20 protein-coding genes and 1 tRNA gene are annotated in these 20764 nt (G+C 54.9%); 14 read left to right on the top strand and 7 right to left on the bottom strand.

Going from position 1 to position 20764, the window contains the following annotated elements:
- Positions 1-46 precede the first annotated feature (46 nt).
- The 3 genes from Q1A53_RS20495 to Q1A53_RS20485 form a co-directional block, all read right to left on the bottom strand.
- Positions 47-3418 (bottom strand): AAA domain-containing protein, encoded by a 3372-nt coding sequence (locus tag Q1A53_RS20495; protein ID WP_299970213.1) that lies wholly within the window; start codon positions 3416-3418, stop codon positions 47-49.
- A 134-nt stretch (positions 3419-3552) separates the two neighbouring features.
- Positions 3553-3759 carry a hypothetical protein gene (locus Q1A53_RS20490; protein WP_299970210.1) on the bottom strand — a complete coding sequence of 69 codons (207 nt, stop codon included), beginning with the start codon at positions 3757-3759 and terminating at the stop codon, positions 3553-3555.
- On the bottom strand, positions 3760-5385 hold the full coding sequence (locus tag Q1A53_RS20485) for a TniQ family protein (RefSeq protein WP_299970228.1): 1626 nt from the start codon (positions 5383-5385) through the stop codon (positions 3760-3762).
- On the opposite strand from Q1A53_RS20485, the gene Q1A53_RS20480 reads away from it, so the two are divergent.
- A complete protein-coding gene (locus Q1A53_RS20480; protein ID WP_299970231.1) occupies positions 5309-5710 on the top strand; it encodes a hypothetical protein in 402 nt (133 codons plus the stop codon). The genes Q1A53_RS20485 and Q1A53_RS20480 overlap by 77 nt on opposite strands.
- A 277-nt stretch (positions 5711-5987) precedes the next feature.
- Here the strand turns inward: Q1A53_RS20480 and Q1A53_RS20475 are convergent, their stop codons facing one another.
- The gene (locus Q1A53_RS20475; RefSeq protein ID WP_299970207.1) at positions 5988-6542 is read right to left on the bottom strand and encodes a metallophosphoesterase; all 555 of its coding nucleotides are present in this window, start codon (positions 6540-6542) and stop codon (positions 5988-5990) included.
- Between the two features lie 459 nt (positions 6543-7001).
- On the opposite strand from Q1A53_RS20475, the gene Q1A53_RS20470 reads away from it, so the two are divergent.
- The 7 genes from Q1A53_RS20470 (at position 7002) to Q1A53_RS20440 (ending at position 13416) form a co-directional block, all read left to right on the top strand.
- A complete protein-coding gene (locus tag Q1A53_RS20470) occupies positions 7002-8228 on the top strand; it encodes a site-specific integrase (protein WP_299970204.1) in 1227 nt (408 codons plus the stop codon).
- Positions 8228-8896, top strand: coding sequence for a hypothetical protein (locus Q1A53_RS20465; RefSeq protein WP_299970202.1), 669 nt, complete (start codon positions 8228-8230; stop codon positions 8894-8896). Before Q1A53_RS20470 ends, Q1A53_RS20465 begins: the two co-directional genes overlap by 1 nt.
- Before the next feature lie 86 nt (positions 8897-8982).
- Positions 8983-9180 carry a helix-turn-helix domain-containing protein gene (locus Q1A53_RS20460; protein ID WP_299970199.1) on the top strand — a complete coding sequence of 66 codons (198 nt, stop codon included), beginning with the start codon at positions 8983-8985 and terminating at the stop codon, positions 9178-9180.
- 386 nt (positions 9181-9566) lie between these two features.
- Positions 9567-10577, top strand: coding sequence for a toprim domain-containing protein (locus Q1A53_RS23460; RefSeq protein WP_366873003.1), 1011 nt, complete (start codon positions 9567-9569; stop codon positions 10575-10577).
- Positions 10578-10741: 164 nt separating this feature from the next.
- Positions 10742-12079 (top strand): YfjI family protein, encoded by a 1338-nt coding sequence (locus Q1A53_RS20450; RefSeq protein WP_299970198.1) that lies wholly within the window; start codon positions 10742-10744, stop codon positions 12077-12079.
- 483 nt (positions 12080-12562) lie between these two features.
- On the top strand, positions 12563-13108 hold the full coding sequence (locus tag Q1A53_RS20445; RefSeq protein WP_299970195.1) for a terminase small subunit: 546 nt from the start codon (positions 12563-12565) through the stop codon (positions 13106-13108).
- Entirely contained in the window at positions 13105-13416 is a 312-nt protein-coding gene (locus tag Q1A53_RS20440) for a hypothetical protein (RefSeq protein WP_299970192.1), read from the top strand. Before Q1A53_RS20445 ends, Q1A53_RS20440 begins: the two co-directional genes overlap by 4 nt.
- Before the next feature lie 357 nt (positions 13417-13773).
- On the opposite strand, the gene Q1A53_RS20435 is transcribed toward Q1A53_RS20440, so the two are convergent.
- The gene (locus Q1A53_RS20435) at positions 13774-14262 is read right to left on the bottom strand and encodes a hypothetical protein (protein ID WP_299970189.1); all 489 of its coding nucleotides are present in this window, start codon (positions 14260-14262) and stop codon (positions 13774-13776) included.
- Positions 14263-14740: 478 nt separating this feature from the next.
- On the opposite strand from Q1A53_RS20435, the gene Q1A53_RS20430 reads away from it, so the two are divergent.
- The 5 genes from Q1A53_RS20430 to Q1A53_RS20410 all read left to right on the top strand — a co-directional run bounded on the left by Q1A53_RS20430 (position 14741) and on the right by Q1A53_RS20410 (position 18058).
- Entirely contained in the window at positions 14741-15376 is a 636-nt protein-coding gene (locus Q1A53_RS20430) for a hypothetical protein (RefSeq protein WP_299970186.1), read from the top strand.
- 62 nt (positions 15377-15438) lie between these two features.
- Positions 15439-16275 (top strand): hypothetical protein, encoded by an 837-nt coding sequence (locus Q1A53_RS20425; protein WP_299970183.1) that lies wholly within the window; start codon positions 15439-15441, stop codon positions 16273-16275.
- 211 nt (positions 16276-16486) lie between these two features.
- Positions 16487-16837: a hypothetical protein gene (locus tag Q1A53_RS20420; RefSeq protein WP_299970180.1), complete on the top strand. Its 351-nt coding sequence runs from the start codon at positions 16487-16489 to the stop codon at positions 16835-16837.
- Positions 16838-16893: 56 nt separating this feature from the next.
- On the top strand, positions 16894-17385 hold the full coding sequence (locus Q1A53_RS20415; protein ID WP_299970177.1) for a hypothetical protein: 492 nt from the start codon (positions 16894-16896) through the stop codon (positions 17383-17385).
- Positions 17386-17794: 409 nt separating this feature from the next.
- Complete coding sequence (locus tag Q1A53_RS20410; RefSeq protein WP_299970174.1) at positions 17795-18058, top strand: hypothetical protein; 264 nt, start codon at positions 17795-17797, stop codon at positions 18056-18058.
- A gap of 672 nt (positions 18059-18730) precedes the next feature.
- Here the strand turns inward: Q1A53_RS20410 and Q1A53_RS20405 are convergent.
- Positions 18731-19201 carry an ion channel gene (locus Q1A53_RS20405; RefSeq protein ID WP_299970172.1) on the bottom strand — a complete coding sequence of 157 codons (471 nt, stop codon included), beginning with the start codon at positions 19199-19201 and terminating at the stop codon, positions 18731-18733.
- A 199-nt stretch (positions 19202-19400) separates the two neighbouring features.
- Between Q1A53_RS20405 and Q1A53_RS20400 the strand changes: the two genes are divergently transcribed.
- Complete coding sequence (locus tag Q1A53_RS20400) at positions 19401-20066, top strand: SOS response-associated peptidase family protein (protein ID WP_299970169.1); 666 nt, start codon at positions 19401-19403, stop codon at positions 20064-20066.
- A 527-nt stretch (positions 20067-20593) separates the two neighbouring features.
- Here the strand turns inward: Q1A53_RS20400 and Q1A53_RS20395 are convergent.
- Positions 20594-20669, bottom strand: a tRNA-Lys gene (locus Q1A53_RS20395).
- Between the last annotated feature and the right edge of the window lie 95 nt (positions 20670-20764).

The following is a 20764-nucleotide window of genomic DNA, read 5'->3' as shown; positions in this document are numbered from 1 at the left end:
AGAAACCATCGTCCAGATGGACCAAACGCCAATCATGCACTAACAATCAAATTGGACCACTCAGGTGGGGCTGATCAGTTTCATGGCGTGCATATTGCCCGTGCCTGTCCGCACTCAGCCAGTTGTATGATCCGATGCACAATTGATCAGTCCCGACGATGAAGATCTTACTGTGAAGTTGGCGCACCTCATGGGTACTAACACCGACTTTTGAGAGTGCCGCTTTGGCTGTCTCAAGCTGAGCTGCGCCACTTGTATCGGTGGTTTGGTTGAGAAGGGGGTCGACGAACACATCAATGCTGGCGCCGCGTGCAGTTGCTTTTTGAAAGGCATCGAGCAGACCGACACGCTCCATGGTTCTGGCAATTACCCAAGGACTGACAATCGTAAAATCACGCGCCGAAGATGAGAGCGCGTCGATCATATATCGGTCGTGTTCTTCTGCGTCGCGTAAAGTCGTTAGTGGTTGATTGGCTGACTGCAGGTCGGCGCGCGGCTGGGGCGCAAAGTCCAAAGCCGTGCCCTTCGATGAGAAAAGAACATCGGCCAGTACAGATCGTGGTGCCCCTTTCGCGGCTGATGAAAAGACATCCATGTCGCCAAAGACGAGGAAGCTATCCTTCGCGCGTGACACAGTCACATTAAGCATGCTGGGTGACATATCGATAAATTGCCCGTCGGCATGTTTGGAATAGACCGGCGAAAAGATCACGACTTGCCGTTCGGCCCCCTGCAAGGAATGGACTGTACCGATGGTCATCTGTTGCACATCAATCCCGCGATCAGCACAGGCGCGCTTTATCTCCTGAACTTGCCTGCCGAAGGGTGTGACGACCCCAACAATATCTTCCAGCTTGGTTCCGTACTGCTGCTCGAGATCGTCGCGGTAGGACGCCAGCCAGTCAGCGATTGTCGATGCTTCTGTTGGATTGGCACGGCTCCCACCAAAGCTGAGTGAGAGCCCATCAATGTGCAGATAACCCATGGATGGAGTCACAAGATCGGTGGGCGCTGCTCCCCTTATCGGCTTAAGCGATCCCTTGTAGCAGAGCGTGTTGCAGAAGCTGATGATTTCGTCGTAGCAGCGCCGATGCTCGAACAGATAAAGCCCCCGCTCCAAGTCTGGATAAGGCTCGTACAGGCACGCCTGTTGGGCGAGCTGCATCACACTCCCGCCAACGCTGCGGAGGCCGGTATGCGACAGCTCCGATAGCTCGCCGTCACTATAGCTGTCCTGCAGAAAGCCAGCACTTTGCAGGTTGCCGATGTCGACCGCATTCGACACGGATGCAATTGGCTCGATCTGCTGCGTATCGCCGATCACAAGGGCCCGCTTGGCTAAAGCAAACGAGGGCGCGGCAACTTCGGGCAAGACCTGGCCCGCTTCGTCCACAATCAGCAGATCGATGAAATCATAGAGGTACCCTGTCTTCCAATCCCCGCTCGACTTGAGGCCAAAACTCATCTTTCCGCACAGGCTGGCAAATGTAGACACCGCGCACGGCGTCAGCATCATGCGTCGACGCCAACGCGGCTCGACAGTTTTACGGCCTGTCTTGCGTCTAGAACCAACGATGTCGTCAAGGTCCTCTTCCATTTCGAGCAGCCAGCGCCCCTCCCAATAATGGCAGGCCAGTTGAAAAAGATGAAACCGCACGTTGCAGTCAGCGAACCTATCAAGCTCTAGTGTATCGGATGCGGAAACGTTTGGCGCACCCAAGTCTTCCACCGCCTGGGTCCACTCCTGCTCAACCTCATTCAAATCCTTAGTTGCGGTTTGCGCTGTTCGGTATGCCGTCTCAGCTGTCTTTGCCGCAGCCGTCGCCGATCTGAGTCCGTCTTGAAGCATCGGAGCAATCTCCGACACAGAGCCCAAGCCAACAGTATCGTTGGTGCAGCCAATGTCATCCAAAGCTGCGCGTGCTTTTGCCAATCGCTTGCGGGCGACTGCCGGAAGAAAACTCAACAACGACAGCCAAAAGGATTCATCCGCCTGATGTTTCGTCCATCCGGATTCCCATGACGCATGGCGTTCCTGATTGGCGCAGCTCTCCGATGCGCTGTTCTCAAGCTCCAGCACCGCAGACGCAGGATCGTCTCCCAGCAATTCGTGGACCCTGGCTGTCGCAGTCATCACCCTTGTGCGTGCCTTGTCCGTAACGGACAGCTTTCCAATGTCTTGAACAATCCGTTGGTGAAGCGCGGCTACGATCTCCTCTGGATTTGCATCGGCGTTGTCCGGAAATGCCGCTCGCCCAGCCTTCAAAAATGCTGCTTTCGCCTTTGCAAGGTAGTCGTAGCTCTCGAGCTCCTCAAAGAACCGCTCGGTTTGGTAGGTCCGCGCCGCCTCTGCCTCTTTGGTCTTGGACGGCAGGTACAGCCCATAGCTCTTCAGATCAGGTAACCAGCGACCCGCAAAAGGCCCATCGCCTTCCGCGAAGTCCTTTCCAAAGGCGTCGATGATGTTTGTGACGGCCTGATTGTTGGTCGAGGCCGCAACAATGACGGGTGGCTCCGCTCCAAGGAGTGCCGCGCGTACCCACGCATCGGCGATCACGGATAGAAGTAGAGTCGTCTTGCCGGTCCCTGGCGGGCCATTTACGGCCACCACATCACCGGTCTTACCGGTGGCGACATACGACAAGACCTGACGCTGATGATCCGCCAATGGAAATGCATCGCTGGCATGCCCAAGACGATTTGCCAGTGCCGCCTCGACATCAGGCGAAAGTTCCTTAGTGGTTTGTGAGGGGGCCGCCGTTCGTTTGAGCAGAGGTGCCTCAGGCGGGTCGTCTATGAGCGCGTCATAAAGGCCGATAATTTGCGCGATGGTGGCGGCTGCGTCACTGGCCACTTCCATGAAACCCACACGGGCAGAGACGTAGTTGTCGTCGCCTGCCGGCCATCCTGGCGACACTGCGTCTAGCATGGCACGGCAGTGTTCAAGGTATTGCGCCCAGATGGGCGAATTCTCATCAGGTGAAAAGGGCGACGCAGCCAGAAAGGCGTCGAAGTCATCTAGGTTGCCCAACGAGAATTCGTCATTTGGGAGCGGTTTGAGCAGATCTCGCGCAATGACGTTCCGTGAAGGTCTGATATTGCCGTCACGGTCAACCATGGCCTCAGTGACGACCGGTGCGACGAGTTCGGGATATCCGCTGAGGATCGTCGCGCCGTGCGACACCTTTCGAGCTGTTACCATGGGCCAGAGTTGGACGGGCATGGTTTTGATGTCTGGCTTCTGTCCTTCGAAAACCTTCGCAACCTGGTTTTTCGGCAAAATACCATTGGCCAGAACCTCTTTGGACAGCTCAATGAAGTCTTTGCGATCGCGCTGTTTGAAACGTCCTCGTCCCAATGCACCATCAGCGAGCGACGCCCGCCAATAGATTAGAGACTTTTCCAGATCACGCTTCATTGCCTTTGACCAATCTGACCGATCACACCTCTCGGCAAATCGACACAGAGTAATTCTTCAATACAACCATAGGCATAAACTGGTTTTCCCGTCAGGAACAGTGTCGGCAGCGCACGGGCATCACACAAAAGGACCTAGACCTGGCCATCAGAGTGACCATCTTGGGATAAGTCGCGGTAGAGATCGTAGAGCCCCTTCGCCTTCATGCGCCGCACCCGCGAAACACGGTTGAGTGCCTGTTCGATTTCATCCTGATTTCGACTGGCATAGGCGTCTCTGATTATTTTCAACTGAGCGTCCATGTCGCTTGCAAGAGCCTCATCGCTGATATCATTTTTCATTTACGTCCTCACTCCCGGGGTGTGATCGGTTGGTTTTCCGCAGTCATGTTGTTGAGATCCAATCTCACCAGGTTGAAACAGATGCTCCAAGTCCGGCGTACGCAGATAAATCTTGCTGAACCGGTCACCAAGCGGCAGCGGTTCAATCCCAGACTTTTCGAGCTTGGTGGCGACATGTTTTGCCTGTGTTCGCGCAGCGTGAGCCATCATGCCCAAAGTCGCATGTACACCTAGAAACTCGGATAAGGCTTCAGAGCTGATCAGAGCCATCGGCCGACGAGATCGCGGATGCCTCACCATGCTTGACCGCAACAACGCGCGTTTCACTGGCAGTGTCACAGTTGGATCATTGACACGTAGAAGGCGCTTTACCTCTTGCTTTGTGTGACCATCGTGAGCTGGCTCCTGAAGCTGATCACGCAAGTCTTCGAGATCGGCGAAACAGTCTTTGATGCCTTGCGCGCAAGGCAAACGACACAGCGACAAAAGCCTCCCGGCGCTGGCGACTTCAATGATTTCTTCGAAATAGCATTTCGCATGTGTGCAAAGCTTGAAGATAGGTATGTGACCTGTCGGAATCTGCGAAAGAATACGAGCGTGCGTAAACACAGAATTCTCGAAGTCGCTCATGTCTTCTGGGTGGTAGACAGGGGCCATACTTGGGAGATCGAAACGAGGTGTCAGCATTTTCGATTGCGCTAGTCGTTGAAGGGATGGCCTCGAGATACCCAAATGTTCCGCCGCCAAATCGAGCAATTCGACAAACTTGGAGTCAAGATGATCAATGCGTGCCAGCCACCGCGCAAGTGCGCCAAAGTCGGTGTAAAATCCGGGATTTAGACTAACAGACCTTTTCCGAACTCCGCGAAAAGCGGCTCTAACCGCATTGGCCTCAACGGAAAATACCTCAAATGCCTCGGCGAGCACTACAGCCATCTCCTCGCCGCTTAGTTCTGACGGGTTAACCTGCGACCCAAACCGCAGAACCGTGCCGAGACATAGAGCGAAGCGACAGGTGATATCCAAATCAAATTGATCGCACCATGTATCTGTTGCGCGACCTCTGATCCGGTTTGCCAAATAGACAGGCCAGCGTAGGTTGTAGCTTTCAGCGTTTCTCGACCCAGCCGCGGCAACAATTTGCTTCCAGTGATCCTTGATGCGTTGATAAAAGTCGTTCTTACATCTCGGATACTCCGCTTTCGGCAAAGTGAGCATCAAGGCTCCGTGAATGTGACAAACCTGATAGTGATTGAGCAACCATTCGACGCGACAATGGCGTGAGAGCGGTCCGCTGGCATCCATGTCTTCCAGCAAACATTGCGGACAGACTTTCAACACACCTCTATCAAGCGTCTTTGCCGTCAGATGTTCGCCGTTCAAATCGTAGTTGTGGTGGTCAGAAGTGCGGACGGAAGACGAACCCAATTCGCGGATCGAAAGCCCAGCTAAGAACGCCATGTCTGTGAGCTCGGCTTGATCGCCGCTCGTGATCGCTTTCCAGGATAAATTCATGTCGGCACAGAAATCTTGAGCGAAACTGGCACCGTTGCGAGCGGCGATCCTGCTGACGATCGAGTGCGCGGGTTCGCCTGGAAATGGCGCGACAGATAACCTCAAGCGCATCATTTCTTTCGGTCCCGCTGCTTTGGCGCACCCAATGAAGAGGCGTCATTTGGCCCGGCAACAGGACCTTAGGATCAATGGCTCTGAAGTTTGTGCGAACAAAGGGGTTCAGGTCGTTTGCACAACCTGTGCGACGCAGGAACTCCGCTACGAAGTGTTGTTTGCCCAAGATGGTTTCGTCGCGACGGATGCATATTTCGATGGCACCGATAACGATCTCAATCAGAATACAGAATTCATTGGCTGCTGCATGGATGAGCCGCGAGATGAAGTCATCAGACCGCAATTCAGGATCTGGCTCGACGGCAATCGCGGCGCAGTATAACTAGCATACCAACGTTGCCGCCAAAAAGGTCGTATCTGACCGGATGAAGTGCCAAAGCATCTTGTTTTTGGCCAAGCAGACAAATGAGTGCCGATATCCATTCTAGGTCAGGAAAGGGCCGATCGACTGCCGCAACAACAGTCCAAGCAATCAGTTTTCAAAGCTTCTCTTGTAGTTTCGTTTCTGTGTCATGGCTTCGATACTCTCTGAATGTCCGTTGTCATCAGATTGCTTGAATTCATAGTGCGCTTGCGGCGAACTTTCGCTCCTCGCTCTACTATTTAGGCTCTACGTCCTGCCAATGCAGGTTTGGGGCCAGTGTTTTGCTACGGCTCTCAACTTCTTCAAAACGAATCGGGGCAAAATCCCAGACGTCCACACCGACATTCACTGAGTTTCGCGAACCCAGCCAATTGTTATGGACATGCCCAAAGAGTTGAAGAGCGCTTCGTCTTGCGTGGTTCCAGGTGATCATCGGATAGTGGCAGAGCGTGTTTAGCTGGTTCATCGGTCCGTCTCGCAACTCCACTAGCGGTCCAACATTGTCCCACGGCAGATCCAAAGTTGGCCGCAGATCATGGTTGCCGACAACCAAGTGTCTCCTCGCACCAGGCAATTGTCCAAAAATCTCATCAAGATAGCGCCGGTCTTTTGCTCTAGGTCCGAATGCGAAGTCACCAACGATCCAGAGGTCGTCTTCGTGACTCACACGATCACGAAGGTTGGTTAGCAGCACTTGATCCATTTGTTCCGTGTTTGCGAAGGGACGCTGGCAGAACTCGATCACGTTCTCATGCCCAAAGTGAGGGTCTGCTGTGTACCAATGCGCCATTCACTGTCCCGCCTCGTATCTCCGCCAAAAGCAACGCGGACTGAAGGAGACATCTCAAACAGAAACTCGACAGTGCTTGCTCTGCTTCAGCGTAGGTTCAGTACGCACCATCTACAACGGTCTGGAAAAGCTGAAAAAGCGATGAACTCTTGTCAAAAGAGACAAACCACATGTCATCTTACAGGGTAAACAGTGGTGAGCCGTGCAGGGTTCGAACCTGCGACCCACTGATTAAAAGTCAAAATCAGACAGTTTTCCCGGTTTCGTCCACGGAAGTCTCCGGATGTCCACAGATGTATCCGGATGGGCAGAAAAACTGCACTGTATCAATGACAATTGGAAGAAAAGCCCTACTCTGATCCGTCTCACATCATCCATGGACGTCCACCCAAATCCAGTGCAAGATGTCCCCCATGAGTCCCCCACAGCTGCGGGGGGGACAAAATTGGGATGTGATCCTTGCCCGAAGAACTGACCGAGCGCCGACTTGCGAGCATCAAGAAGAACACACCCGACGAGGGGCGAACCGAATACTCGGATAGCAAGCGACCGGGACTGCGGCTGCGGGTCTCATATACCGGACGAATGTCTTGGCTGTACGAGCGACGGGTGAAGGGTGGAACCAAAAGGCGGCACACGCTGGGTGCCTACCCCGCGATTGGCCTATCAGAAGCCCGTAGCATGGCCCTGGAGATTGAGGCGGAAGCAGCCAAAGGCATTGACCGGGTAGCGATTGCCGCGGCGCATAAGCTGGCAAAAGTGTCTCAGGTGACTGTGCAGCAGGCCATCGACGTCTACGACGAGTTACATCTTTCAAACCTTCGTCGCGGCGACGAGCGAAAACGCCAGCTCGAAACAGCCCTTGCCGATCATCTCACCAAAGCAATTGACGACCTCACACGGAAGGACATGCAGGCTCCCATCGACGCGAAAGCGCAGGAAGGAAAGATACCATTTGCCAACCGGATCAAAGCCGCACTCTCTGCTTTCTCCAAGTGGGCTTGGCGGCGCGGCTACACCGAAACGGACGAAGGTGCAGGGCTGATCAAGGCAGGATTGGAGGAGGCCCGGGAACGGACACCGACGATTGCGGAGGTCAGGCAGATATACCAAACCAGCTTTGAGCTCGGTAAGCTTTGGGGGCCATTCATTCGTTTGCTGGTTTTCACACTTCAGCGCCGAAGCGAGATACTGGGGCTAGTGAGGTCAGAAATTGATTTGACCAAGGCACAAATAGTTATACCCGGATCGAAGACCAAGAACGGGAAGCCACACATCACACATCTGTCTGCGCCAGCACTGGACGAGGTTAAGGCACTCATAGCCAAACTGGACAAAGATGCTGGTCCCGACGCCCTACTGTTCACGACAACCGAAACCACGCCGCTATCCGGCGTCAGTAAAGCCAAGAGGCGCCTTGATAATCTCCTTGGCGATGAGTTCGAACATTGGACGCTGCATGACTTGAGGACTGGCTTTTCAACAGCAATGGCGGAGTCTGGCGTGCCTGAGAGCGTGGCAGACCGAGTGCTCAACCACGTCGCCAGTGGGTCCGCTCCAAGTGCTGTTGCTAGGGTCTACAACAAGGCGCTGATGCTTCCTCAACGCGCTGCCGCGCTGGATCGGTGGGCGGAGATGGTGACTGGCAAGGCCGCAAGGGTTGTGGCGCTTGGGAACGTGAATTGATGCAAACCCGGGGGCGTAAGAACGCAAGGGCACTCAAAGGTTCCGGTGGAGAAGGGCGAAACATTCGTGGTCGTATTGATCGTCAAGCCATTGCGGAGATAGGCGGGTCTCAGCCACTTTCAGAAGCACTAGTAACCGACCTGATAAGCACTTGCGCAAGGCACGACTTCAAATCTGCAGTGGGTTTGCATGTCTTAGAGAGAGATTCAGAACTCTTCCAGTCTGCAGCCAAAGTTCAGAATCTCGCACGCAAACTGGCTAGCGCGCTGAATGATATGAAGCTTGCGGGAGGTGGCCAATACCACCTTAGAGTATGGCTGCGAAACTGGGAAATCTCCGCTCGTAAAGACGCACCGACCTCGCCAGAAACCTTTGATGGAGATGCGTCGTACAACTTGCAAGTTCTCTTGGAGTTTCTGGCAGGGGCGTTGGATGAACAGTACAGTGAAGTCCCACTTTCCAAGCACTATCACGATTTCATTAAGGATCTCTCCAAAGCGCTTCTAAGTCACGGTTTGCCGGTGAGTAAGAATGAGAATGGTTTGTTCTTGCGAACATTGAAAGAGCTTGAGCGCCAGTTTCCAGGTCTTGTTTTCCCTCCTCAGACGGTCGGGAATGAGGGTCGTAGGCGCTATGTTCGGAATGCGCTGAGTGACAAAACTAGCTGACGGTTTTCATAGAGTTTGGCCGCTTACGAGGTTTCGCCCGGTCAGGCATCTTTTCTCCATCGACAACACAGTATGGAGTGACACACATGGAGACATTCGGCAGCACAGCGCCTCGCTTGATGACCGTCCCGCAGGCAGTCGCCTACTCTCAGGAAAGCCGCGCGACCCTCTACAAAGAGTGGAAGGCAGGCAACCTCAAGTTCGTCAAGATGGGCGGATCGACACGCATCGAGTTTGACGAGCTGAACCGTTACATCGACGCGAAGATAAGCCAAGCCGCATAAACAAAACCCCCACTCGGACAGTGTCCGCAGTGAGGGCTCATTCGTTTAGGCTATTCGAATGTACCGTCTGCGGCCCGTCCTTTCAACTCAGAAAAGATCTGGCAAAATGAGCAGCCAACCTAGGCAACCGAAACCAAACTGGATCATGTCCTTGTGCGACATGTCTGGCAACCGCGACAAGCAGCGCTATCGCATTGAGGGAGAGACAGAGATTGTTCTGTCGAAGCGCTTGCGAGACATGATGGACACGCTCCGCAAGGGACCAGTCTATTGCGCCTCTCCTGTCCGCTTGAGTGACGCCGTGTGTGTCCTGCGCCGCGACTACCAAGTGCCCATAGAAACTGAGACGACACCGGAGGGTCGCAAGTTCTATCGGCTGGCATGCGATGTTCGAGAGGAGCCGAGCACATGAGGGTGTCTTCTCAAACCACACGCGAGCGCCAGGAGCGCCGTATCCGCCGGCAGCACGGACTGACCCCTGGGCAGGCGAGGATCATAGCAAATCTCTACTTTGGGGGTGCAGCATGACCCACAATATCGACCCGGCCAAATTAACCCGAGACCTTGGGGGAAAGTGGCGCCAGCACTACGGCACAGCGCCCTGTCCTGTCTGCCAGCCACAACGCCGAAAGGATCAAAACGCCTTGAGTATCACAGTTAAAGGCGAAACCCTTCTCATGAACTGCAAGAAGAACCATTGCGAGTTTCGAGACATTCTCACGGCTGCAGGCATCACTCCAGGCCATGTAGAGATTGACCGGCTGGCATTGGCTGCAGCGGAACGAGAGCGGATAGAACAAGCTGAGAAGATCAAGGCTCGTGCTAGATCCATTTGGGAACACGCGCAGCCAATAGAGGGCACCAAGGGGGAGGTCTATTTGAGAGGAAGGGGCATCGCGTGTTCCCTGCCTCCCACTCTCAGGTGGCTCCCGGATGCTTACCACGGGCCGAGCTCCAGCTTTTGCTCCGCGATGGTTGCTGATGTGTCACCGACCGGCGGCATACACCGCACCTTCTTCACCAAGAAGGGCCAAAGGCTGGAAAGGTCTGCCAAGATGATGTTGGGGCCGTGTCAGGGCGGCGCTGTGCGCCTGTCCGCGGGCGCGGGGGCGTTAGTGGCGTGCGAGGGCATAGAGACTGGCCTTAGCCTGCTTAGCGGACTTCTGAACGGACCCCTCGCAGTCTGTGCGACCCTATCCACCTCAGGGATGCGGGGGCTTTCTCTGCCCACACAGCCGGGCGAGCTACTGATAGCCACGGACGGCGACAAGGCTGGCCGTGACGCAGGCGATGCACTCGGGAAAAGGGCATACGCGTGTGGCTGGGAAGTCTCATTCCTTCATGCGCCCGATGGGCAAGATTGGAGCGATGTTCTGCAAAGCGGGGTTGCGGCATGAGTTTGGCAAGTGCAGAGATCCGACCCTTTGACCCAACACAGGAATGGCCTGCGCCGGACGTGACAATTATATGCCCGGAGAGGCCACCTGCGCCTGAAATGTCAGAGAGTGACTTTGACACCGTGTTCGGGCCTTGGGCCTCTTGGATCAAGGACGCGGCAGAGGTGAAGAGCGCGCCCGTTGATTTCGTGGCCCTGGCTTTACTTTCATCTGCCAGCGCAATCGTTGGCAACACCCGATGGACGGTGCCGTGGGATGGATGGAAAGAGCCACCCGTGATCTGGGGTATGTTGGTTGGTGATCCATCTTCCGGGAAGAGTCCTGCGCTGGATGCTGTCTTAGATCCGATCCGAGAAATCGACAACGCCCTGGGCGCTCAATATCAGACAGAACGGCAGGAATGGAGCGATAAGGACGAGGTTGCAAAGCTTATTCTGTCCAAATGGAAGGCTGACGCCAAAGTGGCAATTCAGGACGGAGATACGCCACGGATGAAGCCCGCAGAGGCTGACGCGGGCGCACCCCCCGTCAGGGGCCGTGTGCGCATCACTGACGCCACCACAGAGAAGGTGGGGGAGTTGCTGCGGGATGGGTGGCGCGGTCTGCTTTTATCTCGTGACGAGCTGTCAGGGTGGCTTGGCAGCATGGATCGCTACAGCGGCGGCGGTGACCGCCCGTTCTGGCTTGAGGCCTTTGGGGGGCGCTCCTACTCAGTAGACCGCAAGAACTCCCCAGAGCCGATCATTGTCGACCACCTGTCAGTTTCCATCCTAGGCGGCACGCAACCGGACAAGCTTGATAGCCTCTTGGTGCGGAGTGATGATGATGGATTGCTCGCCCGCTTCATGGTCGTATTCCCTGAACCCGCGCCCATGCGCCGCCCTGCGGCCACTCTGGACACCGCGAAGGTACTGGCGGCTATGGAACGGTTGCGAGCGCTTGAACCCGCCGTTGACGATCAAGGCAATAAGCGGCCCTTCTTTCTGCATCTTCAAGAACCTGCCCAAGTGGCTCTGCATGAATTCAGGCTGCAATGTGCCGCATGGGAGGCAGAAGCCTCGGGGTTGATGAAAAGCCATGTCGGCAAACTCCCCGGCCTGTCTGTGAGGGTGGCAACAGTTCTTGCCCTTATGGATAGCGTTGCGGTTGGTGAAGAGCCTGTCACATCCATCAGCGCAGCGCATATGGGGCGAGCCTGTCATTATGTTGGCGAGCACCTCCGTAGGCACGCATACAGAGCATATGGCGCAGCATCGCAGCCCCAAGAGCTTCGTGCCGCGAGCCGCGTTGCTGAAATCATTCAAAGGGAGGGTCTGCGCCAAGTCAGTACCCGAGACATTCAGCGCCGGGGGTTGGTGGGCCTGCAATCCGCTAAAGAAATCGGACCTGCATTTGCAGCGTTAGAAAGTGCGGCATGGATCAGCGCAATTCAACAGCCAGCCGGGCCGGGCCGTCCATCGAAAATATACGCGGTTAACCCGAGATTGGAGGGCATGAAATGAGCCGTTGGTTATCTCTTGCGGAGAGTGCAGACAAAGAACTCCATACCCCACCTGACAGTATGACAATACCTGACAAAACCCCGTCTGAGGTTGCGGAATGCGCAGATCAGCAACTGGAGCGTGTATTTTGTCGGGTTCTGTCTAATTGTCAGGTAGGGGTAGAGAATTCCCCCGAGAAGCCGCGAGACGATTGCAGGCATGGATACACCGTGGGTGGTCGGCCCAAAACCTGGTCCGGCAAGGTTGTTTCGCTGGCGGACTGGCGCGCTCTATCAGAGTGGGAAAAGCACGGCCCGGATGGTCGAGTTTGGAACGGCAGGACCAGACAGTGGGAGGAAGGGGAATGAAGCGGATCACCAAGAAGAGCATGGCGCAACTCGCTGAAACCTTCCGCTGAAAGTGTGCTGCCTTCTCAGAAACACAGAAAAATAGGTAGTTAATCCCCCGTGAATGGGGTAACATAATACCTCAAAAAGAGGCTATATGAGCGAACACGGGCAAGACAGAGGCGACGATGGGCGGTTTGTTCCTGGCACGGCTATATGGAAAGAGAGGAGCAGCCATGGGCGCGCTCCGATATATGACAGCCCGGAGCCGCTTTGGACCGCGTGCTGCGACTACTTCGAATGGGCCAGCGAAAACCCGCTCTATGCCGATACACTGGTGAGCTACCAAGGCAAAGCCAAGCATGAACCAGTCGCACAGATGCGAGCATTCACGCTTAAGGGGATGTGCCTCTTCATCGGCATCAGCTTCGAGACGTGGCGGACGTGGCGCGAGGACAGGCCTGACCTGAAAGAGGTCATGAATCGGGTCGAGGACGTGATCTACACCCAGAAATTTGAGGGCGCGGCGGCTGGGCTTCTGAACGCGGGGCTTATCTCCCGCGACCTTGGGCTGGCTGATAGACGCGAGATTGACGACATAACTCCACCCGAAAGACGTACGGAAGCTCAGATGGATATTGCACGAGCGATAGCTCACATTTTCAGCAAAGCGATGACCATAAAGGAAGAGGGCAAGGAATGAAAAACCAATCCACCAGAGAGCAAAACCAGAAAGAGCTGGCTGAGTGGCCTGCCGGTGACGCAACCGATGCTGCGAGCCTCGTGGAGGCCAGGTGCCGTGAGTCATTTTCGAAGCGAGCGGACACCACCAAATCCCGAGCCGTGACGGCGGGCGAGGCCTTCGAAGATGCGTTCTACTGGCTCAGCCAAAACCATCCTGATGTGACAATCGGAGAGTTCAACGAGGGTGTTTCGAGGGCTCGGCTTTGGATTGACCCAGGCAGCCAACCGCTTCCAGAAATCTTGCAAAACACAAACAACGGAGCCTAAGAAAATGGGAATTCAGAAATCAATCGGACCCAATGAGCTATTGACGCAAGACCTATCAATGGTCGCGCACCACCACCGCCCCAAGACCGGTGTCACCCTCGATCAGATCAAAAATCCGGCATACTGGCAGAAGGTTCGCCGAGCACTGCGCGAGGGTCACCGAATTGAAGTGTTCGCAGAGGATGGATCATACTGGGCCATGCTGCTTGTTACAGGTTGGGCTTCCACCGGCGTTGAAGTTTACCCCCTGCAGGTTGTCGAGATTGCCAGCGCCTTTACTGGCGAGGACGGTGACTTCAAGGTCGTACCTCACGGCCGAACCTGGAAGGTGCAGGACACCCACACCGACGAAACCATTCAAAGTGGCTTCGCCTCCAGACAAGATGGCTCAGAGTGGCTTGCAAAGAATATCGCAGGCTTGCGGCGTGAGGCACGCGCGAATGACCCCTTGCGATTTGCAGCCGCAGGGTGATCGTACCCCGCCACATGAGCACTGAAGACGCCATGGGCTGCGAAAAACGAATAACGACATTGCCGAACAGCAGGGAGTCTGCAGACCGCGCAGATGACCTCCTGATCGAGGATGCGGGCGGCAAGTAGATCCCGGATTTGCAACCCCCGCTCCTTCTCTTCGCCACGCACTTCTGGCGTGTCAATGCGATGAAGGCGCAGCGGTTCATTGTTCAGCGTGACGTTAAAGCCAAGGTCGATGTCGGCCCAGACGGTATCACCATCATAGACCCGGACAATCTTAGCTTTGTACTCGTACAAGCCGCAGTGGTGGGCAGCAGACTGTTCGGCAAATGAAATCGATGCCAAGGTCACAGCCAGTGTTGCGTTTTTCATCGCAGGTTTCCTCCACCATCCGGATTGGCTTCGTGTTAGAGGCGATTGTCTTAAAATTTGCCAAACAGGCGACCGAATGTGCGGTCCAAGGTCTAGTCAGAACAAACAGTCAGGAACCGCTGTATGATTCGCACTAGTCGGTAGGTTTTTTAAGCGTGACGCCAGGTCCCGTGGCAATTTCACCAGTGTCCAAGAACTGAACGCCCCGAGATTCAAGAGCGTGCACGATGGCCGCCTGATTTGAGGCGGATAGGGTCTTGCTGCGCCCACTCTCGAAGCTTCGCAGTGTGTCGATTGATACTCCAGAAATCTCGGCCAGATCACCAGCTTTCAAGTTCAAGTATGCTCTTGCTGCTTTGCAGTCTTCTTGGGTCAACGCGCGCAAACTACACCTCAGATGTATTTTTATACATGCCCAGTGTTGACATGCCTTGTGTTGTACCCTACATCTAGCATGTAGCATGATTGGAGGCAACGCATGATAACGGCAACAACGCATCTAGACCGCTCGGAAGTCTTCACCTTCGCTTGGAGCATCGCCCGGCAAGAGCTGTGGTCCCGCCGTCTGCCGTCATCACAGCTTCGCAATCTGTTCCGGGACGCGCTCCGCAAAGCATGGGCTGAGATGAAGCGCCGAGCCGCTATTGCTGCGAAACGCGCCGCTCAAGCGCTGCGCCCATCGGCTACCATCTGCGCAGACATCCAGAACCTCGAAAACCGCACCACCCTGGGCCACAAGGGCATCGACCAACTGGCAGACCTGCGCACCGCCTATCATGCGGCCCGCCAGCGTGAAGCAGATGAACAGGCCCACGCCGAGATGGAAGCAAAGCGCAAGATGATTGCCGCAGCCCGTGGCCGCTTCGTATCCGTCACCTTCACCAAGAAGGACGGCAGCGAGCGCCAGATGCGCATCCAGCCCGCTACGCTTAAGCATCACCTCAAGGGAGACAAAGCCTCAGAGAGCGCCCGTAGAGCCGCTCAGACGCGTGCAGAGTGTCATCCGCACCTCATGCCTGTCTGGGATGCTGAAGCGCGGGCGCCGCGCTCTGTGAACCTCGCAACCATCAGCCGGATCGCCGTGGACGGATATGTCTATGAGTTCCGGCACTGAACGAACTACTCAAACACGAACAAGGCGGCGCAGATCCCCGCCTCATAAGGGAAGAATTGATCATGACAATCCAAACACCGGTTATTGACGCCGACGCCATCAAGGCCCGAATTTCTGCTCACTGTGACGCAGCGGGAGTGGACGTTCCCGAGAATATAATGACCGCCAACGGCCAGGTTTCCAAAAGCCTCTTTGAGTTTGCAAAGAAAGCCAACCTTTCGTTGGACTGGCTTATTAGCGGAACTGGTCCCCAGCAGCGGCACACGCCCCAACTGGACCAAATGCCCACCTCTGGCAGCATCTTGGCGGCGGTTACCGAAATAGAATTTGCGCGACACAAGCGAGATCAGGCCAGGGTTGCGCGAGATAAGGCTGATTCAGAGGGCAAGCCGGACTTCGAGAGCTTTTTTGACGCTCACCCATCCACAAACGGCGTTGAGCTGGCCGAGCAGAAGCTACGCGCACTTTGCCCAGACAACCCAATTGACGCACTGCGCAAGGTATCGTGCCTACTCCGAGGTGAGTTAACGGCTGAAACGCTGGCCATCCTGCAAGAAGAGATGACAGAAATCCTTGCCGAGATTGACCCTCTGGTTCGCCTGCGGGACCGCCGCGAAGAGCTGAAACGGTGCATTGATAAAAGGGCTCATCTTCCCAATAGTCCGGCTTATGTGGATGTAGACGATGCTTACTATCAAGTCTGCGAAGAGGCGATCAATTATGTGCCACGCACTGCCGAGGGCGTAGCTGCACTGGCTGATCTGTGCTGGAAAGACTTTGGCCCGTCCTCAATCGCAGGCACAGCCGACTGGGAGCGCGAGATGGAGAACCCAAACAACAAGATGCTGGCCAACCTGCGCCACGGGGCATGGCTCATGGCTGGAAAGCGCATGGAATGAGGTTTTGCGAAGCGGAGATGGCCTGTTATCGGCAGGTCCTCGATTCTATCAGGCAGGTAAGGGCCTTGACCCTGGCCCTTCAACAGCTTGAGAACAGGGTCGATGAATTGGCCCAACCGAAAGCGGTTCTGGCTTCGCTACAAGCCGCCATTGGACATGGCTTGGACGATGCGGAATTCATGCGTCAGGTTCACTACCATCCAGGTTCGGCATGACCTGCGGAGCATGTACCCCTGAGGCTTTCCGTGAAGGCGGCGGGGTGGTCTACGGCTATCTCGTCGCCCGCACTGTGGATCAGGCAGCAAGCGAGGCCCGCAAGCTCTACTTCATGGGGGCTCAGCATGTCTTTGCAGATGAACCAACTGGGCACATTCAACACCGTTCATCCTACAGCAAGTTGAGCAACAGGTTCCTACGGCCTGGCGATAAGCTGATCCTGGCAACGGAAACCGCCCTCGGCACTAAACGCCACCAGGCAGAGCGTCATATTGAAGCGCTAATGGCACGCGGTGTCGAAGTGTTCACGTTGAACCCTGAGTATTTTGAATACGACGAACCCTGAGATTACCCTAAGATTATTTCCACAAAGCAGCGCCCGCATTTCGGGCCATTTCAAATATGAACATCTATGTCCGAAACCGCATTTGGTCCGATCAGTACCTCCCCCAGATCCAGCGCATCGTGGGCGCGCATCTCCTCCACAACGCCCCTGATGTGCTGGACTGGCACGAGGCCACAGACCTACTGATGTTCGGAGCCAAGGATATGCGCATCGCCGCCCGCGTGCGCCGCCCAGGCTATGCCGAGCGCTTTCCGAACCACTTCACAGTGAGAACCGAAGTGCCGAACGGCGGGGAGACTGAGCTTTCGAAAATCGTCAACGGATATGCCGACTGGATGTTTTATGGCCATGCCGACCCCTGTGGCGGGCTGGACAGGTGGTGGATATTGGACCTGCGAGCCTTCCGCGCCGCGTTGATCCGGCAGGCGACCAATGGGCAGACGATCCGCTACGGAGACCGGAAGAACGACGATGGGACGGCGTTCAGGTGGTTCGACATCACCAGCTTTCCCAAAGAGCCGCCGTTGGTAGTGGCTTCTTCGTCTTGACGTTACATTAGTCGTAGCAGGCAGCCGAAGCGCTCGAACACAGGCTTCAAGTGGTTTGATGTCAGTTCGCTTCCGGCGGAACCGCCATTCGGGGTGGCGAAGTCACCAGCTGTCCGTTGATTGCCAACCTTCTCGACCCTCAATCTCAAGCCTTCGTGCGCTTTGATCCGGTAAGCGAGGTCGCTTGGGACCAAAGTGGGTGCAGGTGGTATCCATCAGTGACGTAGTGTCGCAAAGCGTTTTGACAGTAAATTTGTCATGGAGAACGTGCAGCACACTTCCGCGCGCTTTAAGGTAATATTAACTTACCTATTGCCAACTAGCGTTCAAAAGCCATATCTTTAAGGAATTCCCAGATGCTTGGGGGCGTTATGGGGACAGCAGAAATGCTGCCACGGGAAAGCACCAAATGGACAATCGGGCGAAAATCGTAAATATCCGGATTGAAGCAACACAATCAGGTCTGTTTCGGGCAACCAGTACTGATCTGGTGGGTATCCACGCAGCAGCGAAGTCAATCGAAGAACTGCAGCTAGCGGTCAAAGAGATGATTGCGGACCTGTTCGAAGCGCAAGGCGAGAACGTAGTCGTGCTTGAGACGGAAGAGAAACATAACTCTGCAGTATCACCGTGGGTGGTCGTTCCAAAAACTGCTGTAGCTCGAGCTTGCTAACAGAGAATATGCGTCTTCAGGAAGTGGCTAATTTCCTCGAGACGTTGTTCTGAAGTAAGTTGATCTGGAGTTGGTATTCCGACCTTTTCACCTTCCGGCCCGGTGAGAATTGCGTAGTTCTCGCGCATCCTAAAAGGTGTGAAGCCATGATGTTTGAGCTTTGCCCAGTACTGATCGATAGTCACCTTTATAACCTATTTTAAGGGCCATCGAACGTTGACTTCATGTCCTTCTTGTGGGACATATGTGGTGCATAAGCGTTGCTCGACAGCGATTTCTAGAGGGGGTCCGCCACAAGTGGTGTGACCCCCTCCTTTAGTAGCTATACGAAATTCCGTGCTGAGTCTATGTTTTGATGGACAAACCTATCGGTTAACCCCTTGTTAATCTTGCGGGTCAGTCATGATGGGCAGGTTCTCTCTTCACTCAGAAATTGAGCCGACACGTGGAAGACTGCTGGTCAAGCGGCTCCGCTCTTTCTAGCGCTCAGTTGGGCGAATAAAGGCGAGCATGGAGCGAAACCTTACCTAGTTGAACTTCGGGCAATCAAGCGCCTTTCGCGCAACAGACACTTCAAGCGATGCTCAACTCCAAAAGAACGTCTCACCCGGATCACCCGGCAACATCTTATGTGTCTGAGCGCAGCCTAGTGCATTCTCCGGCAGGCGCTTTCTAGCCATTCCCCTGTGCTCTTCCTGTTATTGCTCTAAACAGCACAGAGACGAAGAGGGCATTGATGACTACTCCAACACACACATTGACAACAACAATCGGACGGGATTCTGGCGTCGGAGCTACATCCCCATAACCGAGAGACGTGATGGTGATGAAGGCGAAGTAAACATAGTCAAACCGATCCACCTCAAACCATTGGGCATCATGGATTATGATGCCTGTCTTTGCATAGAGGCTAGCGAAACCTTTGATCAGAATGTAGTAAACCTGACCAAAAAGCAGCAAGGCAAAGGGCAGTGACTGTCTCTGCTTAGCACCGGCAAACAACCTTAAGGCAAGAATCAAGAGAAAAAATAGGATGCCTAGGTACCTGATCAGAAGCCCGGTATCAGTTGCGTCCTTAGGAAACGCCAAAGAAGCAACCGAGAAGACAAAAAGTGCTCCGACAGCAGTTACAAACAAATTCATGTATCTATTTCTTTTAGTTCAATAAATTAACGGTCCACCAAGGCACCTTGGACGGCTATATTGCCCTTAACCGCAATTGGGACAATCCCTACGTTGGTGGGGCTGGTTAGGCGTTGAAGAACTCTGCTTAGTGTTCTGCTTCGGAGCGCTTTGCGGTCGCTCCTTCACATAGACTGCTTCCGGCCTTATCCTTGGCGCAGTGTGTAATCTCTATTCAATGACCATGCCGCTTGACGCGGTCCGCCATATTTTCGATGTGCAGCCTGATCGGGCAAGGGTCGGGAACCTGGAGCCAATGCGGTCGATATGGCCGAAGGATGAGGCTCCCATTGTCCTGATCGATGATGGAGACAGAGAGCTTGTCCGCGGCTCTTGGGGTTTCCTCACTCCCAACAAATCCAAGAAGACCGGCAAATGGCTCAAGCCACAGGCATGGAACAACACACGCGACGACAAGGTGAGGTCCGCACCCCTATGGCGTGATAGCTTCGAGACACGGCGCTGCCTGATCCCTGCGACGGCGTATGCAGAGGCCACGGGCCGCAACCCGGCCACCTACCACTGGGCTAACGTGAGGGATGCAGAGGGCTTTGCCTTTGCGGGGATATGGAAACGGCAGGTGGGAACACTAGGCGAGACAGAGATTGACGCCATGGTCTTTTCTATCATGACGGCCAGCCCCAACAGCTTCGCCGCTCAGTACCACACCCGTATGCCGGTGATACTCCCGCCGGACGCCTACGAGACTTGGCTCACAGGCTCGCCTGACGCGGCCTACAGCTTGCTTGGTGGTATCTCTGCGGATCTGATGCTGTTGATCGGTGAGGGTGAACGAATGACAGAGCAACCCGAAATCAGTAGCTAGACTCGGAACGCATGTTCTTATTATGTTCTCTCTCGTATGCCGCTCATCTCTCAAGTCTATGGCTTCGGTCACCACGTCAGGATTTGTGATCTCACAGCGGCGGACGTGCTTGAAGTCATCTGCGCCGATTGCTCTCATAAGTACATGGTACCGCCATATCAGCTTTACCTCCGGTTCAACCCGTCTATGCCATTGGTCAACCTGGTCAGGCGGTTTCGGTGTCGGCGATGTGACTGTCGTGGGAGGGCAAGATACTACGTCTACCGGGCTGAGTGCTTGGCCCGTGAGGTGCAGTGATGACGGCCGTGGGCTGTTGGTGATCCACTGGAAAGTCGCCTGAGGCATACGGTGCGACCTCTGATCACACGACTCGCGCTAGTCTTGTCAACGAAATAGCTGAGCCCTGATTAGAGGTCAAAGCGCCACCAACATCGGCAATTTGTCCCCCATATGTCCCCCAAGGCAAACTCAATCTGCCAGCCAAATCGCGGCGCCCCACATAAGACATTGAATTTAATTAATTTCAGTGGTGAGCCGTGCAGGGTTCGAACCTGCGACCCACTGATTAAAAGTCAGTTGCTCTACCAACTGAGCTAACGGCCCACAGTCTGTGTCAGTAAAAAGATGGCGGGTCAGGGTCAAGCCCAAAAAACCCCTTTCCCGGAGCAGACACTGGATAGTTTTGCCGCACCGGATTA

The organism is uncultured Roseobacter sp. (genome assembly GCF_947496515.1).
Classification (GTDB): domain Bacteria; phylum Pseudomonadota; class Alphaproteobacteria; order Rhodobacterales; family Rhodobacteraceae; genus Roseobacter.
Note: the sequence above shows the minus strand (reverse complement) of the source record. Positions and strands in the feature narration are given on the sequence as shown.

What these genes read in the sequence shown, in the direction of transcription:
- Q1A53_RS20415 (WP_299970177.1), top strand. Translation starts at nt 16,894, where the DNA reads ATGAACATCTATGTCCGAAACCGCATTTGGTCCGATCAGTACCTCCCC.
- Q1A53_RS20425 (WP_299970183.1), top strand. Translation starts at nt 15,439, where the DNA reads ATGACAATCCAAACACCGGTTATTGACGCCGACGCCATCAAGGCCCGA.
- Q1A53_RS20445 (WP_299970195.1), top strand. Translation starts at nt 12,563, where the DNA reads ATGAGCGAACACGGGCAAGACAGAGGCGACGATGGGCGGTTTGTTCCT.
- Q1A53_RS20475 (WP_299970207.1), bottom strand. Translation starts at nt 6,542, where the DNA reads ATGGCGCATTGGTACACAGCAGACCCTCACTTTGGGCATGAGAACGTG.
- Q1A53_RS20435 (WP_299970189.1), bottom strand. Translation starts at nt 14,262, where the DNA reads ATGAAAAACGCAACACTGGCTGTGACCTTGGCATCGATTTCATTTGCC.
- Q1A53_RS20465 (WP_299970202.1), top strand. Translation starts at nt 8,228, where the DNA reads ATGCAAACCCGGGGGCGTAAGAACGCAAGGGCACTCAAAGGTTCCGGT.
- Q1A53_RS20405 (WP_299970172.1), bottom strand. Translation starts at nt 19,201, where the DNA reads ATGAATTTGTTTGTAACTGCTGTCGGAGCACTTTTTGTCTTCTCGGTT.
- Q1A53_RS20460 (WP_299970199.1), top strand. Translation starts at nt 8,983, where the DNA reads ATGGAGACATTCGGCAGCACAGCGCCTCGCTTGATGACCGTCCCGCAG.
- Q1A53_RS20410 (WP_299970174.1), top strand. Translation starts at nt 17,795, where the DNA reads ATGGACAATCGGGCGAAAATCGTAAATATCCGGATTGAAGCAACACAA.
- Q1A53_RS20420 (WP_299970180.1), top strand. Translation starts at nt 16,487, where the DNA reads ATGACCTGCGGAGCATGTACCCCTGAGGCTTTCCGTGAAGGCGGCGGG.
- Q1A53_RS23460 (WP_366873003.1), top strand. Translation starts at nt 9,567, where the DNA reads ATGTTCGAGAGGAGCCGAGCACATGAGGGTGTCTTCTCAAACCACACG.
- Q1A53_RS20490 (WP_299970210.1), bottom strand. Translation starts at nt 3,759, where the DNA reads ATGAAAAATGATATCAGCGATGAGGCTCTTGCAAGCGACATGGACGCT.
- Q1A53_RS20495 (WP_299970213.1), bottom strand. Translation starts at nt 3,418, where the DNA reads ATGAAGCGTGATCTGGAAAAGTCTCTAATCTATTGGCGGGCGTCGCTC.
- Q1A53_RS20485 (WP_299970228.1), bottom strand. Translation starts at nt 5,385, where the DNA reads ATGCGCTTGAGGTTATCTGTCGCGCCATTTCCAGGCGAACCCGCGCAC.
- Q1A53_RS20440 (WP_299970192.1), top strand. Translation starts at nt 13,105, where the DNA reads ATGAAAAACCAATCCACCAGAGAGCAAAACCAGAAAGAGCTGGCTGAG.
- Q1A53_RS20430 (WP_299970186.1), top strand. Translation starts at nt 14,741, where the DNA reads ATGATAACGGCAACAACGCATCTAGACCGCTCGGAAGTCTTCACCTTC.